This is a genomic window from Acinetobacter sp. ACNIH1 (genome assembly GCF_002934695.1).
Lineage (GTDB): Bacteria > Pseudomonadota > Gammaproteobacteria > Pseudomonadales > Moraxellaceae > Acinetobacter > Acinetobacter variabilis.
In genome coordinates this window covers 1-13,080 of sequence record NZ_CP026422.1, presented here as the reverse complement: position 1 = coordinate 13,080, position 13,080 = coordinate 1, and the positions used below count along the sequence as shown (strand labels likewise).

At 39.1% G+C, this 13,080-nt stretch carries 13 protein-coding genes; 8 read left to right on the top strand and 5 right to left on the bottom strand.

The window, feature by feature from the left end:
- Positions 1 to 28: 28 nt before the first annotated feature.
- Positions 29 to 232 (top strand): hypothetical protein, encoded by a 204-nt coding sequence (locus tag C3F22_RS16210; RefSeq protein WP_005407430.1) that lies wholly within the window; start codon positions 29 to 31, stop codon positions 230 to 232.
- Between the two features lie 189 nt (positions 233 to 421).
- On the opposite strand, the gene C3F22_RS16205 is transcribed toward C3F22_RS16210, so the two are convergent.
- Both C3F22_RS16205 and repM read right to left on the bottom strand, forming a co-directional pair.
- Positions 422 to 967 carry a plasmid replication DNA-binding protein gene (locus C3F22_RS16205; RefSeq protein WP_171284765.1) on the bottom strand — a complete coding sequence of 182 codons (546 nt, stop codon included), beginning with the start codon at positions 965 to 967 and terminating at the stop codon, positions 422 to 424.
- Positions 968 to 1,035: 68 nt separating this feature from the next.
- A complete protein-coding gene (gene repM, locus C3F22_RS16200) occupies positions 1,036 to 1,965 on the bottom strand; it encodes a replication initiation protein RepM (protein WP_104427044.1) in 930 nt (309 codons plus the stop codon).
- A 2,333-nt stretch (positions 1,966 to 4,298) separates the two neighbouring features.
- On the opposite strand from repM, the gene C3F22_RS16195 reads away from it, so the two are divergent.
- From C3F22_RS16195 to C3F22_RS16185, 3 genes are all read left to right on the top strand, one after another.
- Positions 4,299 to 5,294: a hypothetical protein gene (locus C3F22_RS16195; RefSeq protein WP_032049752.1), complete on the top strand. Its 996-nt coding sequence runs from the start codon at positions 4,299 to 4,301 to the stop codon at positions 5,292 to 5,294.
- A gap of 84 nt (positions 5,295 to 5,378) precedes the next feature.
- Positions 5,379 to 5,711, top strand: a complete 333-nt coding sequence (locus tag C3F22_RS16190; protein WP_032049750.1) for a hypothetical protein — start codon at positions 5,379 to 5,381, stop codon at positions 5,709 to 5,711.
- A gap of 243 nt (positions 5,712 to 5,954) precedes the next feature.
- On the top strand, positions 5,955 to 7,118 hold the full coding sequence (locus C3F22_RS16185; RefSeq protein WP_005104957.1) for a zinc-dependent alcohol dehydrogenase: 1,164 nt from the start codon (positions 5,955 to 5,957) through the stop codon (positions 7,116 to 7,118).
- A 147-nt stretch (positions 7,119 to 7,265) separates the two neighbouring features.
- Here C3F22_RS16185 and C3F22_RS16180 read toward each other — a convergent pair whose 3' ends face one another.
- The 3 genes from C3F22_RS16180 to C3F22_RS16170 form a co-directional block, all read right to left on the bottom strand.
- On the bottom strand, positions 7,266 to 7,550 hold the full coding sequence (locus C3F22_RS16180; RefSeq protein WP_104427043.1) for a hypothetical protein: 285 nt from the start codon (positions 7,548 to 7,550) through the stop codon (positions 7,266 to 7,268).
- A gap of 111 nt (positions 7,551 to 7,661) precedes the next feature.
- Positions 7,662 to 8,042 (bottom strand): hypothetical protein, encoded by a 381-nt coding sequence (locus tag C3F22_RS16175; RefSeq protein ID WP_104427042.1) that lies wholly within the window; start codon positions 8,040 to 8,042, stop codon positions 7,662 to 7,664.
- A 100-nt stretch (positions 8,043 to 8,142) separates the two neighbouring features.
- On the bottom strand, positions 8,143 to 8,451 hold the full coding sequence (locus C3F22_RS16170) for a hypothetical protein (protein ID WP_228203597.1): 309 nt from the start codon (positions 8,449 to 8,451) through the stop codon (positions 8,143 to 8,145).
- 1,143 nt (positions 8,452 to 9,594) lie between these two features.
- On the opposite strand from C3F22_RS16170, the gene C3F22_RS16155 reads away from it, so the two are divergent.
- The 4 genes from C3F22_RS16155 (at position 9,595) to tnpC (ending at position 12,958) form a co-directional block, all read left to right on the top strand.
- The gene (locus C3F22_RS16155; RefSeq protein WP_005407429.1) at positions 9,595 to 10,206 is read left to right on the top strand and encodes a recombinase family protein; all 612 of its coding nucleotides are present in this window, start codon (positions 9,595 to 9,597) and stop codon (positions 10,204 to 10,206) included.
- Between the two features lie 357 nt (positions 10,207 to 10,563).
- Entirely contained in the window at positions 10,564 to 10,947 is a 384-nt protein-coding gene (gene tnpA / locus C3F22_RS16145) for an IS66-like element accessory protein TnpA (protein WP_005232272.1), read from the top strand.
- Entirely contained in the window at positions 10,944 to 11,279 is a 336-nt protein-coding gene (tnpB, locus tag C3F22_RS16140) for an IS66 family insertion sequence element accessory protein TnpB (RefSeq protein ID WP_158651691.1), read from the top strand. The genes tnpA and tnpB overlap by 4 nt, the downstream gene beginning before the upstream one ends.
- Positions 11,280 to 11,353: 74 nt before the next feature.
- Positions 11,354 to 12,958: an IS66 family transposase gene (tnpC, locus tag C3F22_RS16135; RefSeq protein WP_004733110.1), complete on the top strand. Its 1,605-nt coding sequence runs from the start codon at positions 11,354 to 11,356 to the stop codon at positions 12,956 to 12,958.
- The last annotated feature ends 122 nt before the right edge of the window (positions 12,959 to 13,080 follow it).

Sequence of the window (13,080 nt, the reverse complement as noted above, 5' to 3'; positions counted from 1 at the left end):
CGCTACAATATTGATAAAGAGCACCTGTATGTTTAATTTCAAGATTTTTAATAAAGTCTCTACTGAAGTATTGACGATAAAAAATGACCTTCAGCTTAATTCTGAGCTGCAATTAATCAATAAATATAAAACGTCTACTTCTGAAGATTATAGAAAAGCTATTGTTTTAATCTTTAAAGAACGTGGTTACACCAGGTTAGAAATAGGTCAACTATGCCAAAGATCAATTTAAACTTTTCCTAAAATTAACATAATACACCTTATACGAAATGCTGTATAATTCTCTTGAAAATTCAACGCTGTAGTTTCTTTTTTGCCCCACCTCCCCAAGGTGGGCTTTTTTTTATGATTTTTTCACGTTCCACGCTTATTATTTAATCAAAGTTTCACGACTTTATTCATATTAGTTAAACAATCGTGGTTAATCATAGGGTCTAAAAAAACGGCTCCAAAAGCTCCTTTTTTCCGGTTCCTGTTCAATGTGCTCCGGTACTGGAATCCGTTTCTTTTCCGTTTGTTCCGGAGTAGTCAATCCGTCATGTTTCGGCTCAGGTTTTGACCGAGGATCCGTTGCTATATCTTGGCTAGGTTTCTGATCGGTAAACGTAGTCATATTGGTTTTTGGAGCTTCTAACAGTCGTTGTATTGCTTCTATTTGATTGTCTTTTGCTTCTAGTTGTTCTCGTTGAAAAACTTCTCGTTCGTGTGCAAGTTCTAGCTGTTTTTTTAGTATGTCTACTTGTTGCTTAAGCATGTCTACTTCTGTCTCTTTTTGTACCGAAGTAGACTGTAACGTGGTTACATCCTTATTATTGTGGGATGGTTCACCAAATACACGTAGAGCTTCTGAAAAATCTATTTTTCCATCACTATTTTTTGATAAGTCCCCTTTATTTATACGTTTATAGATACTTTGACGATTCATTCCATAGAGTTGAGCTAATTCAATAACAGATAGTGCTTTCATCATGTAACCCAAGTAAAAGTCTGTATGTCAGTAGACAATATTTAGTGATGTAACGTTACATCAATGATTTAACGATAGCCAACCTTTTCGAGCATTGGAGCAAACTCTTTTAACTTCTCAGAATCTTTAAGCATTTCAGCAATTCTTACTGCAAATTGAGGATAGCTTTCAGTTCCTTGAGAGTATTTACTCATTTCAGGAAGTTCAGATAGCTTATTGGAAAATAAGTGGCGTTGAGAGTCAGTCATTTTTTTTGAAAAAAGATCTAGATTCCCAGATATTGTCTGATTTTCTAATAATTTAGTTTTAGATTTTTTTTGTTTAAAAGAAAAAGAAAAACCAGATATTGAACGGCCTTTTTTATGCTGTTGGTAGGTTGCCTCTATATCTGTTTTTTCGCTAATTTCAGAAATGGCTAAGTCAAGAACTCTAGTTTTAAAGTGATCCATACGCTTGTATTCATTAACACCAATTCCAAGTTGTTCTCTAAAAGTTGCTAATTCAAATACTGGCGTTTTTCCAATAGCTCTCCATTGAATTAATAACTCGTATAATCTTGCTGAATATGTACTGTTAAGCTGGGCTGTTTGGCTTAGTAAATATTGAGTAAAAAAGTCTTTAATACCATCAATTTTACTTATGCCTTGTACAACAGCTAAAGTGAAAACAAGTTCAATAGCTCCTTCATCATCTAGATATTTTACTTGCTGAATCCATCTACTTTTGACTAATTTCCCATCTTCATCAAAGAAGCTAAATCTTCTGTTAAATAAAGAATCCTCTGCTTCTTTCATTCTCTGATAAGCATTTTGCCTTGTTGTCCCAAAAACTTCAGCATATCTCAAAGCATCTATTCGTAAAGGAGTATCTGTACTTAGTCCAGTACCCGTATGTCTAGCATCAACAATGGCTAATTGAACAATATGAAACTCTGATAAAGATAGAGTTTGAAAAGCTTGATTTAACCGATTGGTTTTTACAACTAATTCTTTTGACATAGACTCGATTGAAATATTTTTATACCCACAGATTATAACAATGTGGGTATAACTACAACTGTGTAGTTAAGGGTGTAATTAGGAGGGTAACTAAACGTGGGGGAATGGGTAACTAAACGTGGGGGAATGGGTAACTAAACGTGGGGGAATGGGTAACTAAACGTGGGGGAATGGGTAACTAAACGTGGGGGAATGCAAAGGTTAGTTATTGAAATTTAATAATTTAAAATAAGTTAAAAACATTTAAAAACCTTAAAATAATTAAAAACACAGGGAATGAAAAATTGCCCTCGGTTTTCGCTACGCTCAAACTCTATTGAATCTCGCTTCCGCTCGATTCGTCGGGGCAATTTTTGAATAATATTTTCGTGACTTTTAGAAAAAGCAAAAGCAACTCGGAATTCGCTTCGCTCATAAGCTTTTTTTGCTCGCTACGCTCGATCTGGAATCGACTTTGGAGACGTAATTTTCTGTTTTTAGAAATTTATATACTGAAAAAACTGTTTTTCAGGAAGTCTAGGCGCAACTTTTCAATGTTCACTCGTAGACACTCGTTCTGAGAATGGCTTTTAAACGCAAAAAATGGGGGTTTTAGCTCATTTACTACGTTTAAGCATAGATTCTATGTCCTAAGTTAGAAAGTTCCTAAAATCGCAAAATATCGCATTTTAGAAATTAAAGACACCCACCTCGTTTCGCTTTCTTTGCCGAAGAAAACCGAGGGGGCTATAGTGCACTGACGTAACTACCACGCTGTTTATCGAATAACTTAGGTCGGCAGAGCCTAAGAATCATCACAGTACGCCCTTTCTTTACTAAAAAAGAGTAAAAACTCACAGATTGGAATGTCTGCTAACATCAGTTTTTCTAAACTTTAAAACTATCCAGAGAAATAGCACCTGGCACTATTGAACAGAGCGGTGATTAACAAGACTATTGCACTCTAAAAGTGGCTAAATATCACATCACATTCTTTCATTAGACTGTTGTTTAGTCTTGCATAAGTCAGGAGACCAATCCTGACCCAAGCAAAACAACGATGGCGACCAAACCATCTTTAACGAGTTTTTCGCTTTTTTAGATAACAACATAAAACCGACTCAAACTTTCGGAAACGGCTCCACGTAAACATCACATAGAGTTTAGACTCCCTTTACCAATTACGACTGCCAGTCGCAATTGAGTTCGCCTATTGTTTTAGCAATATTTGCCACGACTTCAACATATAACAAGTTATATGCCTTATACGCCCTACTCATCGTCTCTCCCTCTCTTAACCTACCAGTGCCATGACAGCAGCAGCTAAGAGATTCCCAAGTTATTTCTAGCAATCTTAACGACCAGACCGCCAATGCTCTCTCTCCTGACCTGCACTTCCAGTTTCCCCCCAACGCGGTTCCTTAAAAAAATGAGGATATGGCAAATCAGAAAAAATCTGAGCGTATGGCTCTTGATCTACACGTATCTCGGGCAATTATGGAATTATTTCATGCATCCCGATGTATACTGCTTGAGCTATCCGTTGACCCACCTTGCTTGAGACTATCTCACTCAGTGGTGCCGCTGCTTCCAAGTTTCCTCTCCGCAGCCGATAACATCGCTGTTACCTCAAACGCCTACAGTTGTGCCTATGAACTGCGCCTATCCGTTGTTTCCAACGTGCATGAGCCGCAATACATAACCGTTATTAACGAACCTTAACGTCCTGTCAGGTTCTCACGGTAATTGCTAGAACAGGGTTTTCGATGTAAACAACCATCTAGCTAGGCTATATCTAACCTAACGACCATTTCACAATCTTTCGATTGCTTATAGGCTCCCGTGTCCTTGTCGCCCAACCCCGTGAAAAGTCATAAAGAAAAATCACAGCTTGGATTGGATCGAAAGAGTAAACTCCAGCGCCCATCAGATCGTACCGAACCCCCCTTCAGAGGTAGTACGCTCAATCGGTCATCCCAAAATGGCTAGTAGAGGAACGTGCGCTATCTAAAAAAACATGGCTTTAAGCAGGCTGACGCCTGCTCAAAATCGTAAAAACGAAATGGTCAGGCAGTTGGTCAGACTGCTTCAGTCAATGAATAATTCCATCATATAGCAGGTAGAAACAGGTGTAAATATTGTCACTTAGGAACCACTTAATTGCACAATGACAAATTGTGTCAATTAAGTCCGGCTAATGCCTTCGGCATTTGCAAAAGTGGCTTCGCCACTAAATTTTTATAAAAATCTTATAAAATAAGTCTTTAACCTTTTATAAATATTGCTTGATTACAATCAAGTTTTTGTAATATTGTTTGATGACAATTTTATAAATATTGCTTGGTGACAATAAAATGATTCACTACAGCCCAATGAGTCGTTATACAGCTCAGAAAATCGTAGATAAGGTCGGGCATGGCGCTTATTTTTATTCTCATTTTTCTGTTGAGGGAGAAGACAACCTTTTTTTCCCTAAAATAGATAAGCTGATTAAGAAATTAACCGATAAATACCACTTAGACCTAACTTCGAGGCAGAGATCATACCGACTGAACACTAAAAAAGAGCCTATTGCCGATCTCATTGTGCAAAAACGTGTAAACAGTACGATTTTTGATTTTTGGCTTCTTATTACTACGCCTAATACTCATAAATTTAACACGCAGCTCAGCCAAATAAACTTGAAACCACGTCTATCTGGACAACGAGTAGCTGAGGCTGAAAATGTTGTTTGGAATCGTGAGAATGAACAACAAGAAATAAGCGTCATCCAGGACTACTTTCGAGATCAGGAAAAGTTCAAATTTGTACTTCAAAAACCCTATTTAAAGCTCAATTTTGGCAATGGTAAGTATGTCGAGCTAGTTCGACTTTCACACTCGACCAAAAACTCAAAAAAATATGCTTCAAATCGTAAAAAGAGTGAGAAAAACTACACTTGGACATGGCGGTATGACGAACCAACCGTTCATTTAATCGAGAAGAAATACAAAGAAATTATTAATGATTTGATTTCTAACCCTAATAAATCAGTAGGCATCGGGAAATGGCAGCAGTTAAATGCCGATTTACAACATTACACTGTGTTCAAAGGTAATCGTCATCAAGTCGGGCGACTGTTCACGCAAGCTGTCGGCTATCACTACAAGAAAGGACAATCGAATTTGAGGAACGCTGAATATTATCAGCCGTTGACGTTATCGTATTTGCCTAGGCAAGAAAATTATGCGGAAGATTTTATTCAATTCGTGATTTTAAGACGTCTTTTTGAAGAAACAGGACGAGAGTTTGGTAAGGAAAATGTGCATGAAGAAAATTATAATCAATTGATTAATCAATATCTTATTTAAATTAAAACTGTTAATGGATTGATACTTAATAAAGTTTGCAGTTCTAATGCTGAATAATATAAGGATTAGTTTAAGGAGAAGATTATGCCAAAACCTTTTTTAGGTTCTGCTGATGATTTAGCTAAATTTTTAGATAAGCACTTCCGTTTAGGAGTAAAGGAAAATGGAAGTTCCTCTTTCAAATTTCTGAATAAAGGAGAGGCTTATAGCGTTTTAAAATATGTGGCCCGTGATGTTATCAATGAAGAAGTAGAGCGTTTAAAAGTTGAAGATCCGAAAGCAGTAGCTCGTTACAATCCCGGACCTTCTAAAATTAGATTATTGGATCCTCTTAAACCTTCTACAACAGGGTATATACATATAGTACTTAAGCGAAGATATGGCAGCGGAAACTACTGCATTAGGCCTATAAGATAGCTAGAAATGGGTTCTAACAATCTAGGTGTTTCTTTAATTCTGTTCTTTTCTATTCATTCGACCCATAAGATCACGAATTACGTAAACCCTATATAAATTTATTTTTTAAACACTCGGATGTCTTATTTCATACATTAATTTACAGCGATTTCTTGGCGCATAAGGCTCTAATAAAAGTGTTTTTTATTTTTGGCAGCCTTGATACGAGTCTGTTTAATGTTGAACTAGAGAGAGGAAATCCGCATGCGTGCTCTTACCTATCATGGTGCTCGGGATGTACGAGTTGAATCCGTTCCAGATCCAGTGATTCAGGAACCAGATGACGTCATTTTAAGGGTGACAGCGACTGCCATCTGTGGCTCAGATCTGCACCTATACCGGGGTAAAATTCCGGCCACTGAAGATGGCGATATTTTCGGCCATGAATTTATGGGAATTGTAGAAGAAGTCGGTCCTGAAGTCACAGAAGTCAAAAAAGGCGACCGGGTAATTATTCCTTTCGTGATTGCATGTGGTCACTGTTTTTTCTGTGAACATGAACTAATGGCTGCCTGTGAAAATACCAATACCGGCCGTGGTGCAATTCTCAATAAAAAACAGATTCCACCAGGGGCAGCTTTATTTGGCTTTAGCCATCTGTATGGTGGTATACCGGGTGGTCAAGCTGAATATGTGCGGATCCCCAAGGGCAATGTCGGACCATTTAAAGTGCCAGGCTCCCTGCCTGATGAAAAAGTATTATTCCTGACCGATATTCTACCAACCGCCTGGCAAGCAGTGAACAATGCCCAAGTTGGTCGAGGTTCCAGTGTGGCGATTTATGGTGCTGGCCCAGTTGGTCTGCTGGCTGCTGCCTGTGCACGGATGCTCGGTGCCGAGCAGATTTTTATGGTCGATCACCATCCTTATCGTCTGAGTTTCGCACATCAAACCTATGGGGTGATTCCGGTCAATTTTGATGAAGTCGATGCCGCTGAATTTATCATTCAAAATACCACGGGTTATCGTGGAGTCGATGCCGTCATTGATGCAGTCGGTTTTGAAGCCAAAGGCAGCATGCTGGAAACCGTAATGACTAACCTGAAATTAGAAGGTTCGAGTGGTTCAGCGTTAAGACAATGTATTGCAGCGGTCCGCCGCGGCGGTGTGGTGAGTGTACCTGGAGTTTATGCTGGTCCAATTCATGGCTTCCTGTTTGGTGATGCCTTTGACAAAGGTTTAACCTTTAAAATGGGGCAAACTCATGTGCATAATTACTTGCCGCAGTTGCTAGAACATATTGAAAATGGAGATCTGTCTCCAGATCTGATTATTACCCATCGCATGAAACTGGAAGATGCTGCGGAAGGTTACCGTATTTTTGATAAAAAAGAAGAAGACTGTCGTAAAGTTATTCTGACGCCATAAATATGATTAAAGGAAAGCGCCATCAGGCGCTTTTTTACTTTGGAGAAATCGGACATTTCCATTTGGGGGTTACAACTGAATTGCGTATAAGAGATTTTATGTTAAATCAAATCTCTGTATTGAGGATCCTCAGGAGAAAGAAATTATTTAATCTTTACTTAAATTAATTATATTTCCACAGACCATTCCTGGTGCTGAAAAATTTCCTTTATTGAGCACATCCTTACAAACCATTCCATTAACAATTGCGCTACCTTGAGGGTCAATGTAAAGATTCTCCACGATCATTCCATTAATAACAGCTGTACCACCAGCTTGAATGTATAGGTTTTTAGTGATTTGTCCATGAAGAGTTAAATAGCCGCCTTTTAAGATAGTAACGTCTTGATCGATTTTTTCATGAATTATTAAATTATTTTCTATGTTTAACATATAACTATTAAGTCCTTAATTAACAATTGCTTATATCATAATACAGAACAGCAAGGTAATACCTTGCTGTTCTGGGATCGTTTATTTTTATGGAGTACAAAGAATCATATTTTAAGCATGTTTTAGCTCTTTAAGTTGTGCTTCCATTAGTTCTACTTGACGTTGTAACTCTCTTTTTTGTGCTACAACATCATTAAATTTCTTTCTATTTTCGGCATCTACAAATCTTTGAAGAATTTCACGAGATAATGCTTGATAGCCAATACCTTCTACTTCACCGATATTTTTTAAATCATCTATTAATGTCGATGGTAAACGTATAGATATCATCTGCATTTTTTGTGAAGTTCTATTGTTCAAGAGATTTTTAAGCTTTTTAGACATGCCTTTAGACTTCACAAATGACTCGTCGGCTCCTAGATTTCTAGACTCCCACTGAGCAACATCTTCAAAGATGTTATCTTGAGTGTTTACAGCTTTGTCTTGTTTCATAACTTTACTCTAATTATTAATTTACAATCTATTTAGATTGCATCTACTTCAATAAGTAGATGAGTTAAGTGGGGGGATCCCCCACTAACGCGTTGGAGCATTAAGCATATTTGTTAAAGATTCGAACTTCTTCTGCATTAGGCTCGTATGCCGTCTTAACAAAAATAATGTTCTTATCCTCATCAAATATATAGCAAATTTTAAGGGCTCTGCCTTTGCGAGTTTGGCTAACAAACCATTCCGTAGGTGGATGTGATTTATGCCGATCTCGTGTATCTATTAAGGTTCTTCCATCACTATTGTCAAAAGCCTCATAGACTTCTTCAATTGTGACACCATGCTTCTCATCCAGTTTTTGTAGAATCTGATCAGAGAAGCGAAATTCTAATTCGGGTTCATCACATGACACCTTTTGTACTCCATTATTCTAAAGTTTTAAACGATCCGTGTATATACGTTTTATTGTTAAATACATACACAAACCGTTATATGGTGATGAATTTATGTTATTCAAGTCATAAAATTAAAAAAAATGTATATACAATTAAAAACTTTAAAAATAAAAAACCCCGGCATCCTGCCGGGGTTTTTTATTGTCGCTGATTGTGCTGTTGTACCCTCTGGTCCATGTGCAATAACTTATAATTTTTGTTTTATGTTATGGAACTTCCTGTTCCTGATGAGTTCATCATAGGAAAGTTCCAGTATCCTAGATAGCCGCAAAGGGCCGAGATTCACGTAAGCCTGAGCGTACAAAATAGCCTAAATTTTATCCACAGAAATTGGGGATATTTTTGGCCCTGGGAAGACCGGGAACATTGGGGAAATGCCGAAAATGAGCATTTTTTAACCGATTTTATTGGCTAAAAGTTACAGATTCGCTTAAAAACTCACCAACTTATTACAAAAGTCGTTTTTTTGCCTTTTCTTGGTTATGACGAAATTTTTAAGTCATTGATATTTATATTAATATACAAGTGTATTGCGTATAATCACCATTATGTTAAATGGGGAATAAAATACGATCATATATTTATCATCTGATTCTTTTTTTGATAGAAAGAACCATTCTTTCTTTATTTAAATATCTGATACAGTGGCACTTATATAAAATATTATAACTTAGGTGGTCCATGCCTAGCCTAACTCTCAAAGCGACATCAAAAAGATGCTTCGAGCCTAAAGTTCTAATGATTCTAATTGAGTGTCTGCCTTATGAACAAAGGCCTCCTATCAAAGAGTTATTAACCTCTTATCCTGTAGAAATTAAACTAAATTTAACTCCAGAAGTCTTAGAGCCCACTATCGAAAAAATACTAAAACGATTAGGCAAAGTATTTATTATCAGTAAGTAGATCAGTTCTGAAGTGTTCTTAAAATTAACATAATACACGTTATACGAATTCCCAAGGCATGGCTTTTAGTCATGCTTTTTTTATCAAAAGAGTATAGCTGAATGATAACGAGCCAAATAACATAAAATATCTATCATTAAACTTAATGCAATAATTAAATGATAGTGTTATCATTAATCTAATAGAATTAAGATTAAATGATAAAAATGAATACACGTATTTATCTACGAGCTTCAACTAAAGATCAAGATGCAGAAAGGGCTTTGCAGATTCTTCAGGATCTAAACCAAAACTTGAATTTGGGCGAAACCATTGTGTACGTGGAAAACTATAGTGGTACGAAGTTAGACCGACCTGAATTGAATAAGCTACTGTCAGAAGCAAATCAAGGTGACACCTTGTTAGTTGAAAGTATTGACCGATTATCACGCCTAACCCAACAGGATTTTCAAGAGCTGAAGCGCAGGATCCAGGAGAAGGGACTTCGTTTAGTCGTAGCGGATCTTCCTACTACCTACCAAATGATTCAAACCAGTGACAGCATTACTCATTCAATCCTGGAACTCATCAATAATATGTTGATTGATCTCCTGGCAACAATGGCCCGCCTGGACAATGAGAAACGTATAGAACGTATTAAGCAGGGCTTGGCACGCTCGGGTTACAAGCCAACAGGTAAGAAAGCCAATGAGGCTAAGCACAAACGAATAAAAGAATTACTAGCAGCTGGCAATATGACTAAGGAAGAAATTGCCAAAGCAGTGAATTGTGGAGTTGCAACTGTTTATCGAGTTGCTAAAGTCATTTAAAAAGGATTGTATCAGTGCTTCCCTTATGTCATATCTATTTACAAAGGAACAAGGCATTCTTAAAGATCAAAAGAAGGGATTAATGATGAAAAAGCATTTGATTTTCCTTGTTTTTATAGTGATGGTTTTTATTTTAGCTCTAGTTGTAAAGATTAATAATGATCATAAAAAAGGGCAAGCATTAAACAAATTGGAACTAGTTGAAAAGCAAATCCATTAGGTAAAAATTGACTTATACTTATTTAACTAACGCTAATAACTAAGCCCAAAAGTAAGCGTCCGCTGAACACACCTTATGAATTCGTCCTATAAGCCTTAATTTAGTCCCCACTTAAAAACAAGTGGGGACTAAAATTTATGACTACAAATCACCAGACATCCATCGCATCTCTTGCGAAAAAACGAAGAACATACAGTGCTGAATTTAAACAGCAGATCGTTCAGGCTTGTAAAGCACCGGACGTTTCAATTGCTTCGGTCGCTTTGCAACATGGATTGAATACAAATCTCGTATCCAAATGGATTCGCTTAATTGATGCTAAGCCAGGGAATGATCGCTCACCACTACCGAATAAACCTGCATTTATTGCCTTATCTTGCTCTACACCATTAGATCCTACTCCTACTGACATGTTAACGGTTCAAATTACTTTACCCCACTCAAAAGCAGAAATTGGCTTGAAATGGCAAGTATCAGAAATATCTGCTTTAGCAGAATTACTCAAGGCACTTGCAACATGATCCGCATTGATGAAATCTGGCTTTCTACCCAACCTCTGGATATGCGAGCAGGGATGGATACGGCCATGGCTCAGGTGGTGAGAGCCTTTGGCTACATCAAACCGCATTGTGCTTACCTGTTCTGTAATAAACGTGGCCATCGCATGAAAGTGCTGGTACATGATGGACTGGGCATCTGGCTGTGTGCCCGGCGGCTGGAACAGGGAAAATTCCACTGGGCGCAGGTTCACCAGGGTGAAAGCATGGCGATCAGTCCGGAACAGTTACATGCACTGATCCAGGGTTTACCTTGGCAGCGCATTGGACGACAGCAGGTGGTGACGATGCTCTAAACTAGGCTGGTCCATTCTGCTATTCTCCAAACGTTCTATTTCCTCTGCGTCATGACCTCAGGCATACTGCGGTCATGAATACGCTGCCAGACTTAAGCCAACTGACCCATGAACAACTGCTGGAATTTACCAGACAGTTGGCAATGCAGCATCAGTCTCTGGCACAATCAAATCAAGAATTAGAAAAATCAAACCAGCAATTGGATGCCAAAGTTCAACATCTTTCCATTCTCACGCAAAAATACGAGCATGAGCTCGCACTATTTAAACAGCACAAATTTGGCAGTAAAAACGAACATCTCACCGCAAAACAAATCCATCTGTGGGACGAAGCGGTTGAAGAAGATATTGCAGCCGTTGATCTGGAACTGGAACGGCTGAATGCAGATAAAACCGATGCAGCGACAGAGAAAGCCACAGTCAACAAACCTAAACGTCGACTGCTGCCGGATCATCTACACACCATCCGTATTGAGCATGAACCTGCATCAACCCAATGCAGTTGTGGCTGCCAGTTACGTCGTATCGGCGAAGATATCAGTGAAAAACTGCATTTCAGACCGGCACAGTTCTATAAGGAACAGCATGTGCGTGGCAAATGGGTCTGTGATCAGTGTGACACCCTGACTCAGCAAGCGATGCCCGCCTATGTGATTGATAAAGGCATTGCTTCACCTGAACTGCTCAGCCATGTGCTGGTATCGAAGTATGCCGATCATTTGCCGCTGTACCGTCAGCGCCTGATCTATCAGCGGGCGGGCATTGATCTGTCCAGATCTACTTTATCTGACTGGATAGGTCGCTGCGGTGTAGAACTGGAGCCTCTGGCCAATGCCTTAAAAGAGGTGGTGCTGCAACAGCGGGTGATCCATGCCGATGAAACGCCGGTCACCATCATGCGGATGGGTGATGATGAGAAAAAACCGAAGAAAGGTTATGTCTGGGCCTATGCCACTACACAGTACAATCCAGTTCAAGCGGTGATCTATGACTTTCAGGATAGCCGTTCAGGTCAGCATGCAGAAGAGTTCCTGAATGGCTGGCAGGGCCATCTGGTCTGTGATGATTACAGTGGTTATAAAGCACGCTTTAAATCAGGCGATGTCATTGAGGTGGGCTGCATGGCGCATGCACGTCGTAAATTCCATGAGCTACATGTGACTGGGAAAAGTCAGATCGCTGAACAGGCATTACTGATGATTCAGAAACTGTATGCGATAGAAGCAGAACTCAGGAAAAAGACCGATAGTACAGCAGAACACCGCCGCGAATACCGACAACAGCACAGCCAACCGGTGATGCAACAACTGTATGAATGGCTCAACCAACATTATCTGACGGTGCCATCGAGTTCTCCAACCGCCAAGGCCATCAATTACAGTCTGAAGCGTTGGCCAGCCTTAAGCCGCTATCTGGATGATGGCAATCTACCCATTGACAATAACTGGGCAGAGAACTCAATGCGTCCCTGGGCATTGGGCCGTAAGAACTGGTTGTTTGCAGGTTCGCTGCGCAGTGGACAGCGAGCGGCAAATATCATGACTTTAATCCAGTCAGCAAAGCTGAATGGGTTGGATCCGTATGCCTATCTCAGTGATGTGCTGAAAAGGCTGCCGACGCATAAAGCGACCCAAATAGAAGAATTACTACCACATCGCTGGAAATCCAACTCAAATTAAAAAATAGGCATGGGGTTCAGCGGACGCTTACTGAAAAACTTGCAGATCCCTTTTTAATTTGTAATCCTTGCCGCAAAGGGTGTCTAGCTCAGCTAAGGCAGGTGTTTGTTGTAGTCGGGCCG

Coding starts and splice junctions, on each gene's coding strand:
- C3F22_RS16210 (WP_005407430.1), top strand. CDS start 29: ATGTTTAATTTCAAGATTTTTAATAAAGTCTCTACTGAAGTATTGACG.
- C3F22_RS16205 (WP_171284765.1), bottom strand. CDS start 967: ATGAAAGCACTATCTGTTATTGAATTAGCTCAACTCTATGGAATGAAT.
- repM (WP_104427044.1), bottom strand. CDS start 1,965: ATGTCAAAAGAATTAGTTGTAAAAACCAATCGGTTAAATCAAGCTTTT.
- C3F22_RS16195 (WP_032049752.1), top strand. CDS start 4,299: ATGATTCACTACAGCCCAATGAGTCGTTATACAGCTCAGAAAATCGTA.
- C3F22_RS16190 (WP_032049750.1), top strand. CDS start 5,379: ATGCCAAAACCTTTTTTAGGTTCTGCTGATGATTTAGCTAAATTTTTA.
- C3F22_RS16185 (WP_005104957.1), top strand. CDS start 5,955: ATGCGTGCTCTTACCTATCATGGTGCTCGGGATGTACGAGTTGAATCC.
- C3F22_RS16180 (WP_104427043.1), bottom strand. CDS start 7,550: ATGTTAAACATAGAAAATAATTTAATAATTCATGAAAAAATCGATCAA.
- C3F22_RS16175 (WP_104427042.1), bottom strand. CDS start 8,042: ATGAAACAAGACAAAGCTGTAAACACTCAAGATAACATCTTTGAAGAT.
- C3F22_RS16155 (WP_005407429.1), top strand. CDS start 9,595: ATGATAAAAATGAATACACGTATTTATCTACGAGCTTCAACTAAAGAT.
- tnpA (WP_005232272.1), top strand. CDS start 10,564: ATGACTACAAATCACCAGACATCCATCGCATCTCTTGCGAAAAAACGA.
- tnpB (WP_158651691.1), top strand. CDS start 10,944: ATGATCCGCATTGATGAAATCTGGCTTTCTACCCAACCTCTGGATATG.
- tnpC (WP_004733110.1), top strand. CDS start 11,354: ATGAATACGCTGCCAGACTTAAGCCAACTGACCCATGAACAACTGCTG.